Consider the following 18,077-nt stretch of genomic DNA (forward strand, 5'->3'; position numbering starts at 1 on the left):
GGACGAGCCGCTATCTATTCACAGACAGCGCGGCTTCGCCGATCGCGGTCCACACCTTGTCCAGTTGCGCATCGGTGATGGAATAGGGCGGCATCACGTAAACCGTGTTGCCCAGCGGGCGCAGCAGCACGCCGCGTTCGCGAAAATATCCCATCAGGCGCGGGGAAAGGGTGGAAAGGTATCCGCCGTCCGCGTCCTCTATATCGATGGCGGTAATCGTTCCGCAGCGGCGCGTGTTGATCAGGTTGGGATGCGCCGCCGCCGCCGCATTAAGGTGCGCCTGCTGCTTTTCGCCCAGCGCGGCGATCCGTTCCAGCACCGGCTCCTCTCGCCAGATGGCAAGGTTCGCCGCCGCCGCCGCGCAGGCGAGCGGGTTCGCGGTATAGCTGGACGAATGGTAAAACATCGTCTCGCGCGATGTGGAATAATGCGCCTGGAAGATCGGCTCGCTCGCCAGCGTGACCGCCAGCGGCATCGATCCGCCGGTTATGCCCTTGGCGAGGCACAGGATGTCGGGCACCACGCCCGCCTGTTCGCAGGCCAGCAGCGTTCCGGTGCGGCCCCAACCGGTCATCACCTCGTCGGCGATGAACAGCACGTCGTGCCGCGCGCAAACCTCGCGCATCGCCTTCAACACGTGCGGCGGATAGGTCAGCATCCCTCCCGCGCCCAGCACCAGCGGCTCGACGATGAAGGCCGCCGCGCCGCCCGCGCACTCGCGCTCAAGCGCGTCTATGGTGTTCGCGCCGTCGCCTTGCGGGAAGGGGATCGTGCCCACGTCGAACAGCAGCGGGGCATAGGGCGCGTTGAACACGCCGCGCTCCCCCACCGACATCGCGCCGATGGTATCGCCGTGATAGCTGTGTTCCAGAACCAGCAGCCGGTGGCGCGGGCGGCCGGTATGCGCCCAGTGTCCCAGCGCCATCTTCAGCGCGACTTCCACCGCAGTGGAGCCGCTGTCCGAAAAGAATACGCGGGTAAGCGCGTCGGGCACCATCTCCACCAGTCCGCGCGCCACTTCTTCCGCCGGTTCGTGCGTCCAGCCCGCGAAGATCAGCTGGTCCAGCTTGCCCGCCTGTTCGCGCACCGCGTCCATGATGCGCGGATGGCAATGGCCGTGGGTCGTCACCCACCAGCTTGATACCGCATCGACGATCTCCTCACCCTCGGCGGTATAGAGCAGCGCGTCGCGCGCATGGGTGACCAGCGGTACAGGCGCCTTCAGCCCGTGCTGGGTGAACGGGTGCCAGACCGGCGATCCGCTCATGCGAAGTCGCCCGCGTCGAAGTTTTCGGCAAAGGCGGCGGCCAGCGTTGCGGCGTCGAGCGGGGCAAGCACCGGCAGGCGGCCCAGCCGCTGCACGCCCGCCATCTGGCAGATCGTGCTTTCGCTGTCTTCCGCTGCTTCGCCGACGAAGGCGATGCCCTTGATCGGCACGCCGCGCGAACGCAGCGCTTCCACCGTCAACAGCGAATGGTTGATCGTGCCCAGCTCTGTCCGCGCGACGATCACCGCCGGGACGCCCCAGCGCGCGAACACGTCGGCATAGGTGACCTGCCGCGTTACCGGCACCAGCGCGCCGCCCGCGCCTTCGATCACCAGCGGATCGGCGTCGGGAAGGGTGAGGGCGTCCACGTCGATCTCCACCCCGTCCAGCTCCGCCGCGCGGTGCGGCGAACAGGGCGTGTTGAGCCGCCACGCGTCGGGCAGGACGCGGTCATCGGGAAGGCCGGACAGGCGCAGCACATGGTCGCGGTCGGCGCCGCCATATGGATCATTGGCATCCAAACCCGCCTGCACCGGCTTCCAGTAATGCGCGCGCAGCGCACCCGCCAGTGCGGCGGCGAACACCGTCTTGCCGATGCCGGTATCGGTTCCGGTGACCACCAGCCGCGTCATCGCAGGGCTTCCGCCATCGCCGTGGCCAACCCGTCGATCTGCGCTTCGTCAACGTTCAGCGTAACGGGAATGCGCAGGCGGCTGGTGCCTTGCGGCACGGTGGGCGGGCGTATGCCGCGCACGTCGAAGCCCGCGCGTTGCAAGGCGCCCGCGACGCTCATCGTGCGCGCGTCCTCGCCCAGGATGAGGGGCAGGATCTGCGAGCCGGTGGGCGTGGCCCCGAACGGCGAGAGTGCACGTTCTGCCCTCGCCACCAGCGCGAACAGCGCATCGCGCCGCTCGGGCTCGTCCGCCAGCACGCGCAGCGCCTCGCGCACGGCGGCGGCGATCAGCGGGGAGGGAGCGGTGGAGAAGATGAACGCGCGGCCCCGGTTCACCAGGAAGTCGCGCATCGCGCGCGGACCCAGCAGCAGCGCGCCTTCACAGCCCAGCGCCTTGCCGCAGGTGCGCAGCGTTATCGTGTCCTCGCGCCCGTCAAGGTGCGCGGCAATCCCGCGCCCGTCGGGGCCGAACACGCCGGTCGCGTGCGCTTCGTCTATCAGCATCGTCGCATCGTGGCGTTCGGCCACCGATACGAGCGCGTCGACCGGCGCCGTGTCGCCATCCATCGAATAGAGGCTTTCGAAGGCGATCCACACCCGTCCCGTGCTGCCGCGCGCGCGCCATTCGCGCACCGCGTCGTCAAAGCCCTGCGCATCGTTGTGCGGCGCGGCGACCGATGTCGCGCGCGTCAGACGCAGCCCTTCGTGGACGCTGGCATGGACCAGCTCGTCATACACCACCAGGTCGCCGGTCTGCGGCAGCGTGGCAAGCAGCGCGGCGTTGGCGGCGTATCCGGTGGACAGGAACAGCGCCGATTCCGCGCCGAAGAACGCGGCGGCATCCGACTCGAGCGCTTCATGTTCGGGATCGTTGCCGCGCAGCAGCCGCGATCCGCCCGAACCCAGCGGCACCCCGCGCGCGATCGCCTCTTCCACCGCGCGGGCAAGGCGCGGGCTGCCCGCCAGCCCCAGATAGTCGTTGCTGGCGAAGTCCACGCCCTGCCGCGGCTTCAATGATCGCAGCCGCGCGCGATCTGCCAGCGCCGCCATGTCGGCAAGCTGCGCGCGCCAGCGGTGCTGCCCGGCGGTAGTGCGCGTGTCGTCCATCTTCAGGCGGCGCAGGCCCCGGCGCAGGCGGCCTTCTTCTCCGCGCGCAGCGGCTCTTCGCTCTCCATCGGCTTCAGGCCGAGACGCGCGAACATCGCCGCGTCCGCATCGTCGCCCGCGTTGGCGGCGGTGAGCAGCTTGTCGCCGGTGAAGATCGAGTTCGCGCCCGCCATGAAGCACAGCGCCTGCGTCGCCTCGCTCATGCTCTCGCGCCCGGCGGAGAGGCGCACCATCGAACGTGGCATGGTGATCCGCGCGACAGCGACGGTGCGCACGAACTCTATATCGTCGATCTTTGCCATCGGCGTATCGGCCAGCATGTCGCCCAGCACCGTGCCCTTCACCGGCACCAGCGCGTTGACCGGCACGCTTTCGGGGTGCTGGTCCAGCGTGGCGAGCGCGTGGACGAAGCCGACGCGATCCTCGCGCGTTTCGCCCATCCCCACGATCCCGCCCGAACACACGTTGATGCCCGCACGGCGCACGGTGTCGAGCGTTTCCAGCCGGTCGGCGAACGTGCGGGTCGTGATCACCTCTTCATAGCGTTCGGGCGATGTGTCGATATTGTGGTTGTAATAGTCGAGCCCCGCCTCGGCGAGCATGTCGGCCTGCTTCGGCGTCAACATGCCCAGCGTCATGCAGGTTTCCATGCCCATGCCGCGCACGCCCTTCACGATCTCCACGATCGCGGGCATGTCGCGGTCCTTGGGGTTGCGCCAGGCAGCCCCCATGCAGAACCGCTTGGACCCCGCGTCCTTCGCCTGCGCCGCTGATTGCAACACGCTGCGCACGTCCATCAGCTTGGTCGCTTCCACCCCGCTATCGGCATGGACCGACTGCGAGCAGTAGCCGCAATCTTCGGGGCAGCCGCCGGTCTTGATCGAAAGCAGCGTGCAAAGCTGCACTTCGCCCGCCGCGTGGTTGGCGCGGTGGACTTCGGCGGCGCGGAACACCAGCTCGGTAAAGGGCAGGTCGAACAGCGCCGCAATCTCGTCGCGCGTCCAGTCGGTCCGGACTTGCCGGAAGTCCGGATCCTGCATTGCGCTCCCTGCCAGGTTGGCCATTGAATGCTTCCTTCCATCTTACGTGGCGCGTCGTGCGCGACCGTGTTTGGCGCCCCTCATGACGATTGATACGGTTCATGGCAACGGCCCGCGTTGCACCGTGCTCCAACGGGCCGGGAAGCGTGCGCCGGAAGGAATGCACAGGCGCCTAAGCAATTTTTCACTATTCCGGATGCGTATGTATCCCGAATCTCGTCCGAATCCTGCGATTGGTTTTTTGTGCAGTGCGGTCTAGAGGGTTGACCTGAACGGTCGATTTGGACCAATCCCCGGTTTGACGGCTTCCTGGCTAGATGGATTTCAAGACATTGACCAAAGCAGTAATTCTCGCCGGCGGCCTTGGAACCCGGCTGGGTGAAGAGACCTCGACCCGTCCGAAACCCATGGTAGAAATCGGCGGGAAGCCGATAATCTGGCATATTATGAAGATATACTCCGCCCACGGAGTGACGGATTTCATCGTTTGCCTTGGTTATAAAGGTTATATGATAAAGGAGTACTTCGCTAACTACTTCCTTCATACGGCCGACGTGACGCTCGATCTGGCGCAGAACAGCATGGAAGTGCATCACGCCCGGACTGAGTCCTGGCGGATAACATTGGTGGAGACCGGCGCAAGCACGATGACCGGTGGCCGGCTCAAGGCGATCAGGCCCTATCTGGATGACGACGACCTGTTCTGCTTCACCTATGGAGACGGTGTGGCGGCTATCGACCTTTCCGCCGAAATCGCCTTTCACAAGGCGCATGGCAAGAAGGCCACGATTACCGCAGTCGCGCCTCCCGGCCGGTTTGGCGCGTTAGAATTCGAAGGTGATCTTGTCCGCAGTTTCCGCGAAAAACCGGCGGGCGATGGGGGCCTGATCAACGGCGGGTTCTTCGTGGCGCATCCCTCGGTCCTCGACCTCGTGGAAGGGCCGGACACGATCTGGGAGCGCGAACCAATGGAAGCGCTCGCGAAGAGCGGCGAACTGATGGCCTTCCGCCATGATGGTTTCTGGCAGCCGATGGACACCATGCGCGACAAGCAGCACCTCGAGAAGTTGTGGCAGGACGGAGCACCATGGAAGTGCTGGTAGACGGAGCGTTCTGGCGCGGCCGGCGCGTTTTCCTGACTGGCCACACCGGTTTCAAGGGAAGCTGGCTTTCGCTATGGCTGTCGCAAATGGGTGCCGAAGTGACAGGCTTCGCATTGCCTGCCGAACCAGTTAGCCTGTTCGGGCAGGCACGGGTCGGCGAACTGGTCAGGCATTTAGAAGGCGACATACGCGATCTTACCCAGGTCGAGGCGGCCATGCGCGAGGCAAGGCCCGAAGTCGTCTTCCACCTTGCGGCCCAGCCGCTGGTGCGCCTGTCCTATGAACAGCCGGTCGAAACGTATGCGACGAACGTCCAGGGTACGGTACATGTGCTGGATGCATGTCGTCGCGCCGACGACTTACAAGCGATCGTCTGCATCACCAGTGACAAGTGCTATGAAAATCGTGAATGGGTCTGGCCCTATAGGGAAAGTGACCCGATGGGTGGCTTTGATCCCTATTCCAGCAGCAAGGGTGCGGCCGAAATCGTGATTTCCGCCTACCGCCGGTCGTTCTTCGGTGAAGGGCCGGGGCTGGCATCGGTGCGGGCAGGCAATGTGATCGGCGGCGGCGACTGGGCAGCCGACCGGCTGATTCCGGATATCGTCCGCGCGCTCATCGAAGAGCGTCGCCCGCTTATACGCGCTCCGCGCGCGATCCGGCCCTGGCAGCACGTGCTCGAGGCGCTCGGTGGCTATATAGCTATCGCCGAGCGGCTGGCCCGGGGCGATGCCGGGTTTGCCGAAGCATGGAACTTCGGTCCGTCCGATGACGATACGCAACCGGTCGAATGGATCGTTGAGCGAATGCTGGACGCATGGGGTGGCGGCGCGTGGGATCGTGCATCCGGAACTCAGGTCCACGAAGCCAATTTGCTCAAGCTCGATTGCGCGAAAGCGCGCGCGGGCTTGGGCTGGCGGCCCGTGCTCGGCCTTGGACGTGCGCTTGAATGGATCGTCGAATGGCATCGCCACGTGGCGAATGGCGGTGACGCTAGGCAGGTTACTCGCGATCAACTGGCATTCTATCGCAGGCTTCTTGACGAACGATAGACGTTGAGGGTCATGGCATTTTAGGTTTTTGGGATAATTTCCGTTTCAAGCAGGGGTAGTTCATCCGTGACAGAAGGTTCCATCCAGTCCGATCTCGCATCGGCATCCCAGCAATTGGACGAGCCCGAACTCCGTTCGGTGATCCTCGATCTTGTGGGGGAATATGCGCGCCGCTTCCATGCTGAGAAGCCATTCGTTCCCGGGGAGAGCCCTGTGCCGGTTTCCGGCAAGGTCTACGGTGCGGCCGACATGCGGATGCTGGTGGATTCCTCGCTGGATTTCTGGCTGACAACCGGGCGCTTCAATGAAGAGTTCGAACAGCGGCTGGCTGCGCGTGTCGGAGTTGCCCATGCGCTGACCACCAATTCCGGCTCTTCGGCCAACCTGCTCGCCCTGTCGACGCTGACCTCGCACTATTTCCGTGGCGACGCCCTGAAGCCGGGGGACGAGGTAATCACGGTGGCAACCGGTTTCCCGACGACGGTAAACCCCTCACTGCAATATGGGCTTGTGCCGGTGTTCGTGGATGTCGATATCCCAACGTACAACATCAAGCCCGAGATGATCGAGGCCGCGGTTACCGACAGGACGCGCGCAATCATGATCGCGCATACTCTGGGCAATCCGTTCAATCTAGCCGAAGTCATGCGTGTTGCCGAAAAGTACAATCTCTGGGTGGTCGAGGACTGCTGCGACGCACTTGGCGCGACATACGATGGACGGGGTGTCGGCACGTTCGGCCATGTCGGAACGCTCAGCTTCTATCCCGCGCACCATATCACGATGGGTGAAGGCGGCGCGGTGTTCACCGACAAGCCAAGGCTCAAGCGCGTTATCGAATCGATGCGCGACTGGGGGCGCGACTGCTGGTGCGCGCCGGGCATGGACAACACTTGCGGCAAGCGTTTCTGCCGCCGCTTGGGTGATCTGCCCAAAGGGTACGATCACAAATATACCTACAGCCATGCCGGCTATAATCTGAAGATTACGGATATGCAGGCGGCTGTCGGGCTTGCGCAGCTTGACCGGCTCGATGGTTTTATCGCAGCCCGCCAGCGGAATTTCGATACCCTGACGCAGTTGTTGCGCCCGCTGGAAGATCTGATGATTCTTCCAGAAGCGACGCCCAACAGCCAGCCGTCGTGGTTCGGTTATCCGATCACTTTGCGCGAAGGTTGCGGCGTGGATCGCGACGAACTGGTGCAGTATCTGAACGAATACCGGATCGGCACCCGGCTGCTGTTCGGCGGCAATCTCTTGCGCCAGCCTTATATGAAGGGGCGCAATTACCGCGTTGTCGGAGAACTTTCGAGCGCCGATCTGGTTACCACGAATACATTTTGGATCGGCCTCTACCCCGGATTGACGGAAGATCACCTAGGCTACACGGTAGAGAAGATTGCTGCGTTCATCGCGGACAACAAGGGCTGAAGTGCGGCCAATGCAGGCTGCAAAACCTTCTTCCCGCTATGTTCTGACCGGACCTTCGGGCTGGATCGGACGAAGCATGCTGGACGTGCTTTCGCGGCGGCTGGGCGAGTCGCCCGGCGATCAGGTTGTGGCCTTCGGTTCGAGCGCGCGATCCGTTTCCCTGCGCGATGGCCGCACAATAAGGGTGCGTGCGCTGAACAGTATCGGCCCGGCGGATGTGGAAGGCGCACATCTTGTCCACCTTGCATACCTGACAAAGGAAAAGGCGGGGCAGCGCGGCGAGCGATATTTCACGGACACCAATCTCTCGATCGATGATGCCGTGCTGGGCGCCATGGAAAAGGCAAGGCCGGCCAGCGTGTTCGTGTCCTCTTCCGGCGGTGCAGCGATTGCGGCATCTGGAAAGGATCCGAACGCATACGGCATCGCCAAGCTGCGCCAGGAAGCCCGCTTTCTCGAAGCGGCGGAGCGGCTGCAAGTACCGACCATGGTGGGCCGGATCTACAACCTAGCCGGGCCCAACATCAACAAGATCGAAAGCTACGCGATCTCGAACTTCATCGACCAGGCGCTTCGCGGGCAGCGTATCCGGATCGAAGCGACAGTTCCCGTCTTCCGGTCATTCCTGCATGTGCTGGATTTGTGTGAACTGGTTCTGGCGGCTGCCGAAATGCGTCGTGGCTGCGCCAATACGATTGACTTTTGCGGGGCCCGCGTTGTGGAGATGGCGGATCTTGCCGAAAGCGTGGCGGACGCTGTCGGTGGGGATATCGCCATCGACCGTGATACAATCGATTTCACGCGTCCCAGCGTCTATCTTGGCAATTTCGTCCAAACCCGGCTTCTGGCCATGGAACTGGGGGTTGCGCTCGCGCCGCTGGAACGGCAGGTCCGGGATAGTATTGAATGGCTTGTGGATTCAAAGGCGACCGGTGTGGTCGGACGTTCGAAGTAGCTTAGGCAATTGAGAGTAATTTGCGATATAGGGAGTGCAGATTGTGGGCGACGCCAGACGCGAAATGCGTGAGAGCCGAGCCACTTAAAGGCCTGTTGCTCTATCGAATGAGCAAAGATAGATGATTTAGGGAAATGGAGATTTTTTGTGCCGAATGATATCTTTCAGGACTTGTTCGTCCTTGAACTGGCGAACAATCATTGGGGAAAACTCGATCGTGGATTGAAGATCATCGACGATTTTGCACGGGTCGTCGCGGCGGAAGGCGTGAAGGCTTCGATCAAGCTCCAATTTCGCGATGTCGATAACTTCATCCATGCCGATTATCGCGATGCGGAGGATATCCGATACATCAAGAAGACCCTGGCTACCCAGATGCCATGGGACAGCCTGCGTCAGCTGGTGCAGGCCGTGCGCAATCACGGGATGTTGACCATGGTCACGCCGTTCGACGAGGTTTCCGTCGATAAGTGCGTGGAATTCGGTGTCGATATCCTGAAGATCGCCAGCTCTGACATCCGCGACAAGACCCTGCTGCGCAAGATCGCCTCGGCAGGCAAGCCGGTCATTGCGTCTTCGGGCGGTGCAGACGAGCACCATATCGATGAACTGGTGGAATATTTTACGTCGCGCGACGTGCCGTTCGCGCTAAATCATTGTGTCTCGCTCTACCCGTCGAAAGACAGCGATCTGGAATTGAACCAGATAGATTACCTTCAGGCGCGCTATCCGGGCGTGGTTGTCGGGCTTTCGACCCACGAATGCCGCGACTGGCACGATTCAATCCTGATCGCCTATGCAAAGGGCGCGCGGACGTTCGAACGCCATATCGATATCGATCACGAAGGAGTGCCGGTTAGCGCCTATTGCACGAAGCCGGAGCAGGCTGAGGTTTGGTTCCGCGCTTTCAATAAGGCCAAGGAAATGTGCGGCGGCAGCGGCGCGCAACGGCGCGAGGTTCCGGCTGGCGAGCGCGAATATCTCGATGCTCTGGTTCGTGGCGTCTATGCTAAACGCGCCCTACCCGCCGGCCACAAGCTGACCGAAGAAGATGTCTACTTCACGGTGCCCCTGCTCAAGGGCCAGATATCGACCCGCGAATTCGAGGGTGGGGAAGTGCTGAAGGCGCCGGTACAAGCCGATGGCGCGGTGCAGCTTGGCGCGATTGATGCGCATTACGTCAACAATCCAGAACTGCTGCGCCTTGTGCCTGATCGCGGCATGGAAGGCCGCCAGGGCGTGCGCAAGGTGGCGGTAAACGAATAACGCCGGACAAGGTAGGCTGGAGGGGCAGGCGCACAGGCGCTGCTCCATCCATGATCTCTTTTCCCGTGATTTCACCTTCATTGCCGGAGCCCGATGATGGCGACAGTCCGCCTAGCCGATTTCCTTGCTCGCAAATTGCGCGACCACGGTGTGCGCCATGTCTTTATGCTGACCGGGGGGGGAGCGATGCATCTGAACGATGCGATGGGGCGAGTGGATGGCCTCAGCTATGTCTGCTGCCACCATGAGCAGGCACTTGCGATGGCGGCTGAGAGCTATACGCGACTTTCGGGCCGTCTGGCTGCGCTGAATGTCACGACCGGGCCGGGCGGGATCAATGCGCTGAACGGCGTACATGGCGCGTTTACCGATTCCATTGCGATGATCGTGGTGTCCGGCCAGGTGAAGCGCGAGACGCTGGCAAGCAATGCACCGGTGCGCCTTCGTCAATTGGGGGACCAGGAGGCGGATATTGTCTCCATGGTTGCGCCGATCACAAAATACGCGGTTACCGTTACCGATCCGCAAAGCATCCGATATCATCTTGAGAAGGCGCTTTGGCTGGCTGAAACCGGTCGGCCCGGCCCGGTCTGGATTGATGTGCCGATAGATGTGCAAGCGGCGCCGATCGATCCGGATACGCTTTCCGGCTTCGATCCCGTTCGCGAAGGATACGGCCGACCGTTCGCCTTGCCAGCCGAATACGGCTGGTTGCGCGGCGATGCCCTCGACGCCGCGGTGCGTGATGTCGTTCGGGCAGTCCGCGAAGCCGAACGACCGGTTCTCCTGCCGGGTACCGGCGTGCGCATCAGCGGCCAGCACAAAACTTTCCTGCGGATCGCGGATAAGCTGGGTATCGCGGTGGCGCCTGCTTGGAATGCGCAGGATGTGGTGGGTGACGAGCATCCGCTCTATGTTGGTAGGCCGGGAACCGTCGGTGATCGATCCGGCAATTTCGCAGTGCAAAATTCGGATTGCGTGCTGGTCCTAGGGTGCCGGCTTAACGTCCGCCAGATCAGTTACAACTTCGCCTCGTTCGCCCGCGCCGCGAAAAAGATCATGGTGGACGTCGACGCGGCGGAGCTGGCGAAGCCCACGCTTTCGATCGACATGCCCGTCCATGCCGATCTTAAGGAGTTCCTGCCGGCGCTGGAACGGGCGCTGGACGGTTACGACGCACCCGCGACGCATGGGCGCTATGTGGACTGGGCGATGGAGCGGCGCAAGAAGTACAACCCCGTGCTCCCCGAATACTGGGAAACGAAGGGCGTGGTTAATCCCTATTGCTTCACCGAGGCGCTATTCGAACAGCTCGAAGCGGACGATGTCGTCGTCATGGCCGACGCAACCGCGGCGGTGGTCACGGTTCAGGCTGCCAAGCTCAAGCAAGGGCAGCGCATCTATTCGAATTCCGGCGCAGCTTCGATGGGTTATGACTTGCCCGCCACGATCGGCGCCTGGCATGCGATGCCCGAAGGTGCGAACCGGATCATCTGCATGGCGGGCGACGGATCGATCATGCAGAATCTGCAGGAACTGCAGACGATTGCAGGGCAAGGTATTCCTGCTAAGATATTTCTTTACAACAATTCGGGTTATCATTCGATCCGGCAGTCGCAACAGGCGCATTTCAACGGCTTCTCGGTAGGTTGCGGACCGGATTCGGGCGTGACGTTCCCGGATTTCGGCAAGATCGCGCCAGCATTCGGCTTCGCATACCGGCTGACGAGCGAACACGACGATATTCGCGCTGCCATCGCAGAGACGCTGGCGACCGATGGCCCCGCCATTTGCGAGATCATGGTGGACAAGGAGCAGAATTTCGCGCCGAAGCTTTCGTCCAGGCGGCTGGACGACGGGACAATGGTGACGGCCCCGCTCGAGGATCTGGCGCCGTTCCTTCCACGCGACGAGTTTGAAGCGAACATGCTCATCCCGGTCATGGACTGACGGTGCACCGGCCCGCACTTCTGTTCGACCTCGACGGCACGCTTGTCGACAGCGCGCACGGCATCGCCGTCGCATTGACGCGCCAGTTGAGGGCGCGGGGCGGCGACGCAATCGAAATCGCGCGTGTCCGCAGCCTGGTCAGCCTCGGCGTGGACACTCTCGTGCGTGAGGCGCTCGGCAGCCACTTTCGCAATGCAGACGAGGACGTGTCCGAGTTTCGGGCTGCCCTAACCACGATCGCGGCGGATCCTGCTTCGATTTTCCCGGGCGTCATTGCAGCGCTTTCGGAACTGGCCAGGTACGGATATCCAATGGCGATCGTAACGAACAAGCCGGAGCGCCTTGCACGGCAACTGATCGCCCAACTTGATCTGGAGCGTTTCTTCCCGGCGGTCGTTGGCGGCGACACGCTGGCCGTGTGCAAACCCGATCCGGCCCCGCTGCTCCATGCGCGACAACTGCTGACGGAAGGCGACGGCGCGATCATGATCGGTGACAGCAAGGTCGATGCCCATGCTGCCGCCGCGGCTGCGTCTCCGTTCCTTCTTTACCAGGCAGGATACGGGAAAGACGAATGTGCGTTTGTCGCGAGCGAGCATCGTTTTACGGATTTCGGTGAGTTACCGGCACTGATCGCCCGACATGCCGGATAGAAACGCTTTGCGGTTTACGCGATCGCCCCGGCCAATGATTTAGGAACACTTTTGGCAGGGCGGCACAGCCTGCCAAATGCAACTTGCCTAGGGGGGGCTATCTGCTAGTGACCGAGCACAAAAGGACGGTTCAAAACCAAGGTCATATGCCAATCGCGATCAATCAATCCCCGAAGGCCGGATGGGCCACGCGTGCACGTCACGCATTAGCAATTTTGGCTGCAGCTTCAATGACCGTGGCGCCTGTCGCAGGCTATGCGCAGTCTACGGATACGCAGGATTACTCCAATCCATATGACATGACGCCGTCGACCACGGATACGACGACATCCTCGACCGACACAAGCCAGACTCAGACTGCTATGCCGTCGACAACGACCACCGATTCCAGCACGATCCAGCAAACGCAGGTCGGCGTGGTTCCCGGAATGCCGGTAGCAACGGGTTCCGTGCCCGTGCCTTCCAGCTCCACGGGCATAACGCCCAATATAAGACAACCGCCCGAACCGAACGAGTTTGAAACCTACGTCGAGGACCAGCTTGGCAAACCCCTGCCACGCTTCGGAGCAAGTCTCATCGTTCCGTCGACCCGCGACTTTACCGTGCCGGCCACGACAACTGTGCCGCCTGCCTACATCCTGCAACCCGGCGATACGGTTTTCATCGGGCTTTCGGGATCGCTGGACGGATCGGTTGAGCGCACCATCGACAATGACGGCAACATCTTCCTTGAAAAAGTCGGTTCGGTCCATTTGGCGGGCGTACGCTATTCCGATCTCAAGACTGCGATCAAGAAGGCTGTGGGAACGCAATACCGTGGCTTTTACGTAAGCGTTTCAGTTAAGCAATTGCACGGCATCCAGGTCTACGTAACCGGATTTGCCAACAATCCGGGAAGCTACACGGTCAATAGCCTGTCGACTCTGTTGAATGCCGTTCTGGCTGCCGGCGGGCCATCGTCTGGCGGCAGTTTCCGTTCGATCAAGCTCTATCGCAACGGCGAACTTGTCAGCGACTTCGACCTCTATGACCTCTTGTTGAAGGGCGACAAATCGAAGGACGTCCTGCTGCAGAACGAAGACGTTATCCGTATCGAACCGGTGGGCGAGCAAATGGCCGTAACCGGAAGCGTCAATCGCGAGGCGATTTACGAAGCTAGGCCGGGCGAAACGCTTGCGGACGTTATGCGCTATGCCGGCGGGTTCAACAATCTTGCCGATCGTAGCCGCATTATCCTCTATCGCCTTTCCGAAGCGAGCCGCGGCGGCATTGAAGTTGCGGCGTCCGACATGGCGGCCACGTCAGTCAACCCGGGTGATATCATCCAGGTGCTTTCTATGGGCTCGCTAGTCCATCCGCTGGACGCCAAGTCCGTGCTGGTGCGCATCGACGGTGAGGTAGAAAAGCCCGGCAACTATTACGTCCAGCCCGGCGCCACGATCGACGATATCGTAAAGCTGGCTGGCGGACTTACCTCGCAGGCCTATCTTTATGGCACCGTCTTTGAGCGAAAATCGGTAAAGCTGCAGCAACGCGCCAGTTATGATGAGGCGTTGAGCCAGCTTGAACTATCGCTCTCAGCCGCGCCGCTAACGTCGGAATCTGGCTTGGACCAGTTCGGTCCGCAGCAGTTGGCGGCGGCGCAGAACGTCATACAGAGGTTGCGCGCGGCGCAGCCCAACGGCCGCGTTGTCTTGCCGATCTCGTACCAGTCGCCGCAATTGCCTGGGAACCTGGCCCTTCAAGACAACGATTCGATCTATATCCCTCCTCGCCCGACGACGGTTGGCGTGTTCGGCGCGGTTTTCCGTCCCGCGTCCATCCTGATGCACGACCGGCCGATGAAGGTTCGTGATTACCTGAATGAAGCCGGCGGCCCGATCTCGGCAGCGGACAAGGGGCAGACCTTCCTTGTCCGGGCGAGCGGCGAAGTCGTTTCAAAGCATCGTGACGTGATGGGCGCCATCGTTCATCCGGGTGACGTGATATTCGTGCCGGTCAAGGCCCATGCAAACCGCTTCTGGATGCATTTCCGCTCTATTGCGCAATTTATTCTGGGCGCGGGCGTGTCCGCCGCCACCATCGTGAGGGTCACCAATTGAGTCCGCCCGCCTCGTTGCTCGATCTGATCACTCGGCGGCGCTGGTTCCAGCGCAACGGACTGCGGCGCACGATCTTCGGCGTGATAGCTGCCATACTGGCTGTCTTGAGTCTGTTTCCTCGGCAACAGGTCGCGACCGTCGTTCTTGCACCCCAGGAAACGAACACAGCGGGCCTCGCCGCGATTCTCGCCCAATTGGGGGGCGGAAGCTATGCCGCTTTTTTGGCAAATACTTTGCCAGTTGAGGTCGATCTCGCAATTGCCCGCAGTTATGATGTCCAAAAGGCCACGCTTAGGAAACTAGGCGTCAAGGATGACGAGACTACGGACGCATTTCAGGATGCATTGGATGATCTGACGGATCAGACGGAAATCGATGCTATTCGGGGCAATCTCGTCCAAATTTCGGTGAAATCCGACAGTGGCGTCGATGCGATGAAGACAGTTGAAGCTTACACGCAGGCAATGCGTGACCGTTTGGTAGAGCTCAGCCGTGCCTCAACCAACCTGAAGCAGAGTATCCTCGAACAAAGATATAGGTCGGCCAGTGATCGACTTAATCATGCGAAGGATGCCATTACCGTCTTTCGTGCGAAGAACAAACTTGTTGATCCTGACGCACAAGTAAATATAGCTATCAGCCAACTGGCTACTTTGCAAGGACAACTGCAGGCAAAGCAGGTGCAACTGGAAGCGGCGCTAAAGTTCAATACGCGTCAAAGCTTTGAAGTGCAGACATTGCAGGCACAGGTCGCCGTTCTGAAGAAGCAAATCGCGGCCGCAGAAGGGAAAGTGCGATCACGTGACGGAATGACGGCTGCAGGTATTGCCTCCAAATCGCTGGAGTACGAGCGGCTTGCTCGTGAGCTGGCTTTTTCTCAGGCGCTTCAGGATGCCTACGAGAGATATCTTGAGGGGACTGCGATCGAAAACATGACCGCAACATATAACTTGCGTGAAATTCAGACCCCCTATCTAGAGCCGGGTTTGCATTTCAGGATGTTGCCAGCCGCGTTGTTCACCCTGATAATTGCGTTTGCTCTTGCTTCTGAATTTATTATCATGCGACCTCCTCCAGGCATCTTTACTCGCAACGACGACGATTGATTTGGCACGGACAGGACGCCAGTGACCTTGCCGCCGCCTAGCCCAAACCCACGTAAGAGCGCGACGCCTTGGACAGAATGGGCGTTCGTGGCGATGATCTTCGCCTCAATCGGTTATACCTACTGGTTCCTGCGGATTAATGGCTATTTGCCGTTGCCGTTCTTTCCCGATCCGTCGAACGACCTCATGGACGGATACAACACAGCGTGGTGGACTTGGAACGGTCGAGCATACCCCGACTGGCGCACCGTCTATCCTCCGTTTTCATTTGCAATCTTGCGCGTTCTGTCAATTCCGGCTTGCTACCAAGGCAAGCCACCGGAGGCACGTTATTGTGATTGGTTACTTATAAGTAGCCTTTTTATAGGTTCACTTGTAAATGGTGTGATTGCGTACTTGGCGTTCCGTAAAATTGACCGAAGTACTGCGCTTCCACGGGCATTGGCTATTACATTTGGCCTTCCATCGCTCTTTTGCCTGCAACGAGGCAATCTCTTGATATTTGCGTGGACGGGGGTTTTCCTCGCATTTGCGCCAATAATTCGATCTACTCGTGCGAGATGGTTAGGGATAGCCGTAGCGATTAATCTAAAACCGTACTTTGTGGGTCTCGTCCTTGCGAAACTGCTTCGCCGGGAATGGCGGTGGGCAGAAGGTGCGTTAATTGTAACTGTGATCGTGTATGTCTTGAGTTTTGTAATAATAAAAGACGGAAGTCCATTGCAGGTATTTGATAATATCAAAAATTTTGCTGCTAACCGAGAGCATATATCAAATTTTAATACCGTAGTTTACTCATCTTCTTATTCGCGAATATCTAATTTCTTGGACGGATTCAATCTCCCTTTGATGTCGATGTTAGGGTCTTGGCCTGTTGAATTTTGGCCTAGAACATTCGATTGGTTGATAAGGTTGTTTCAAGTAATTTCTCTATTAGCGGTTTCGTTGATATGGATTTCACCCGAGGCATTTAATCGTTACAGAATTCTAAGCCTTTCATTTACGCTTCTTCTCATCACGTTTAATCCAGGCGGTTATGCGATGGTGGGAACTATTTTCTTTATTTTTTTGGAGTATAGGAAAGATTGGAGTATTTGGGTGGCGACTATTTGTTCCTATCTCCTGTCTTTGCCAATTGATATTCCATTTTCGCGTTTGGGTACGCGCCTTACGTATTCGGACCTAGCTGGATATACCGTATCCTATCACAATTGGCTTACCGTCGGCCCATTCTTGAGGCCTGGCCTAATTATGGTAATCCAGCTTATGCTCGTCATCGCAACTGTTTCGGATTTTTTGCGCTATCATCGCAAAAGTCGGGATATTCCCGCCTACCTCCCAACCAAACTGCCTGAGACTTCTCTGTGAATCCAGATACCTCCCAAGCCTGCCCGCCAGCGGATGCAGGACCTGCCGTAGCGGGACCTGACGTGTCGGTCGTCATTCCATGCTATAATGAAGAAGAGAACGCCGCGGCCATCTGCGCAGCGGCAATTGGCGTTCTCGAACCGCTGGACCTGAGTTTCGACATCATTTTCATCGACAATGATTCCACCGATCACACGGTCGAAATCGTGAAGGGGCTTTGCGCCGCCGATCCTAGGGTCCGGTTGATCGTAAACAGTCGCAACTTTGGGCAGATGCGTTCACCTACCCATGCGATTTACGAGGCGCGGGGGCGAGCTATCATCGGTCTTTGTGCCGACTTCCAGGACCCTCCGGAACTGATGCCGGCATTTATCGAACGCTGGCAGGACGGTGCTGATATCGTGCTCGGCGTTCGTGAGGTGGAGAAGGTTGGCTACATTCACGGCAAGTTGCGCCAGTTGTCCTATTGGTTGGCCCGCAACTTCAGCGATTACCCGATCGTGCCGCAGGCCACGGGGTTCGGCCTTTATGCTGCGCGAGTTGTCGACGCGACACGCCAGTTGTCCGAACCCGAACCGTTCTTTCGCGGAATGCTGGTGGAAACAGGCTTCAAGCTGGAAACAATCACATACCATCGCCCACCCCGTGCAGCAGGCGAGTCGAAGAACGATTTCTTCGCGCTGTTCGATTTCGCTATGTCCGCGCTGGCCGGATCGTCCAAGAAATTGCTGCGCGTTCCAATGTACATCGGAGCGTTCGGCCTGTTGATGAGCCTTTTGATGCTGGCAGGGGGCGTTGTGGCGTTCTTTTCCGGGCGCCCGATCGCTGGTTGGCTGATCGCGGCCATCACGCAATTCGAATTTGCCCTGATGTTCGGCTTTCTAGGCTTGCTGGGCGATAACCTGCGGATCGTGTCCGAACGGACCCGACGCACGCCGCTTGTGATAGAACGCGAGCGGGTCAATTTTCCGCCCGAACCGGAAAGCTGAGCCGAACCATCCATT

15 protein-coding genes are annotated in these 18,077 nt (G+C 59.9%); 11 read left to right on the forward strand and 4 right to left on the reverse strand.

The features are described from left to right. Nucleotides 1-10: 10 nt before the first annotated feature. From RXV95_RS02550 to bioB, 4 genes are read right to left on the reverse strand one after another with little or no spacing between them, the layout of a single operon-like run. Complete coding sequence (locus RXV95_RS02550) at nt 11-1,267, reverse strand: adenosylmethionine--8-amino-7-oxononanoate transaminase (RefSeq protein WP_338467460.1); 1,257 nt, start codon at nt 1,265-1,267, stop codon at nt 11-13. Beyond that, a complete protein-coding gene (bioD, locus tag RXV95_RS02555) occupies nt 1,264-1,899 on the reverse strand; it encodes a dethiobiotin synthase (RefSeq protein ID WP_338467461.1) in 636 nt (211 codons plus the stop codon). Before bioD ends, RXV95_RS02550 begins: the two co-directional genes overlap by 4 nt. After that, complete coding sequence (locus RXV95_RS02560) at nt 1,896-3,047, reverse strand: 8-amino-7-oxononanoate synthase (protein ID WP_338467462.1); 1,152 nt, start codon at nt 3,045-3,047, stop codon at nt 1,896-1,898. Before RXV95_RS02560 ends, bioD begins: the two co-directional genes overlap by 4 nt. A 2-nt stretch (nt 3,048-3,049) precedes the next feature. Then, nucleotides 3,050-4,111 (reverse strand): biotin synthase BioB, encoded by a 1,062-nt coding sequence (gene bioB / locus RXV95_RS02565; protein ID WP_338467463.1) that lies wholly within the window; start codon nt 4,109-4,111, stop codon nt 3,050-3,052. A 293-nt stretch (nt 4,112-4,404) separates the two neighbouring features. Here bioB and rfbF point away from each other — a divergent pair, with 293 nt between their 5' ends. From rfbF to RXV95_RS02620, 11 genes are all read left to right on the forward strand, one after another. Beyond that, the gene (rfbF, locus tag RXV95_RS02570; RefSeq protein ID WP_338467464.1) at nt 4,405-5,190 is read left to right on the forward strand and encodes a glucose-1-phosphate cytidylyltransferase; all 786 of its coding nucleotides are present in this window, start codon (nt 4,405-4,407) and stop codon (nt 5,188-5,190) included. Further along, nucleotides 5,175-6,242, forward strand: a complete 1,068-nt coding sequence (rfbG, locus tag RXV95_RS02575; RefSeq protein WP_338467465.1) for a CDP-glucose 4,6-dehydratase — start codon at nt 5,175-5,177, stop codon at nt 6,240-6,242. Before rfbF ends, rfbG begins: the two co-directional genes overlap by 16 nt. A 66-nt stretch (nt 6,243-6,308) precedes the next feature. Further along, nucleotides 6,309-7,673 (forward strand): lipopolysaccharide biosynthesis protein RfbH, encoded by a 1,365-nt coding sequence (gene rfbH / locus RXV95_RS02580; protein ID WP_338467466.1) that lies wholly within the window; start codon nt 6,309-6,311, stop codon nt 7,671-7,673. A 10-nt stretch (nt 7,674-7,683) separates the two neighbouring features. Continuing rightward, nucleotides 7,684-8,628, forward strand: coding sequence for an NAD(P)-dependent oxidoreductase (locus RXV95_RS02585; protein WP_338467467.1), 945 nt, complete (start codon nt 7,684-7,686; stop codon nt 8,626-8,628). Nucleotides 8,629-8,775: 147 nt separating this feature from the next. Continuing rightward, nucleotides 8,776-9,894, forward strand: coding sequence for an N-acetylneuraminate synthase family protein (locus RXV95_RS02590; protein ID WP_338467468.1), 1,119 nt, complete (start codon nt 8,776-8,778; stop codon nt 9,892-9,894). 96 nt (nt 9,895-9,990) lie between these two features. After that, nucleotides 9,991-11,844, forward strand: a complete 1,854-nt coding sequence (locus tag RXV95_RS02595; RefSeq protein ID WP_338468615.1) for a thiamine pyrophosphate-binding protein — start codon at nt 9,991-9,993, stop codon at nt 11,842-11,844. 2 nt (nt 11,845-11,846) lie between these two features. Next, the gene (locus tag RXV95_RS02600; RefSeq protein ID WP_338467469.1) at nt 11,847-12,497 is read left to right on the forward strand and encodes an HAD-IA family hydrolase; all 651 of its coding nucleotides are present in this window, start codon (nt 11,847-11,849) and stop codon (nt 12,495-12,497) included. Nucleotides 12,498-12,643: 146 nt separating this feature from the next. Next, complete coding sequence (locus RXV95_RS02605) at nt 12,644-14,599, forward strand: SLBB domain-containing protein (protein ID WP_338467470.1); 1,956 nt, start codon at nt 12,644-12,646, stop codon at nt 14,597-14,599. After that, nucleotides 14,596-15,705, forward strand: coding sequence for a hypothetical protein (locus RXV95_RS02610; protein ID WP_338467471.1), 1,110 nt, complete (start codon nt 14,596-14,598; stop codon nt 15,703-15,705). The genes RXV95_RS02605 and RXV95_RS02610 overlap by 4 nt, the downstream gene beginning before the upstream one ends. An 87-nt stretch (nt 15,706-15,792) precedes the next feature. Continuing rightward, complete coding sequence (locus RXV95_RS02615; protein ID WP_338467472.1) at nt 15,793-17,073, forward strand: hypothetical protein; 1,281 nt, start codon at nt 15,793-15,795, stop codon at nt 17,071-17,073. Beyond that, nucleotides 17,070-18,062, forward strand: coding sequence for a glycosyltransferase family 2 protein (locus RXV95_RS02620; protein WP_338467473.1), 993 nt, complete (start codon nt 17,070-17,072; stop codon nt 18,060-18,062). The genes RXV95_RS02615 and RXV95_RS02620 overlap by 4 nt, the downstream gene beginning before the upstream one ends. The last annotated feature ends 15 nt before the right edge of the window (nt 18,063-18,077 follow it).

Origin of the sequence: Novosphingobium sp. ZN18A2 (assembly GCF_036784765.1) — a bacterium.
In the GTDB taxonomy this organism is placed as follows: Bacteria; Pseudomonadota; Alphaproteobacteria; order Sphingomonadales; family Sphingomonadaceae; genus Novosphingobium.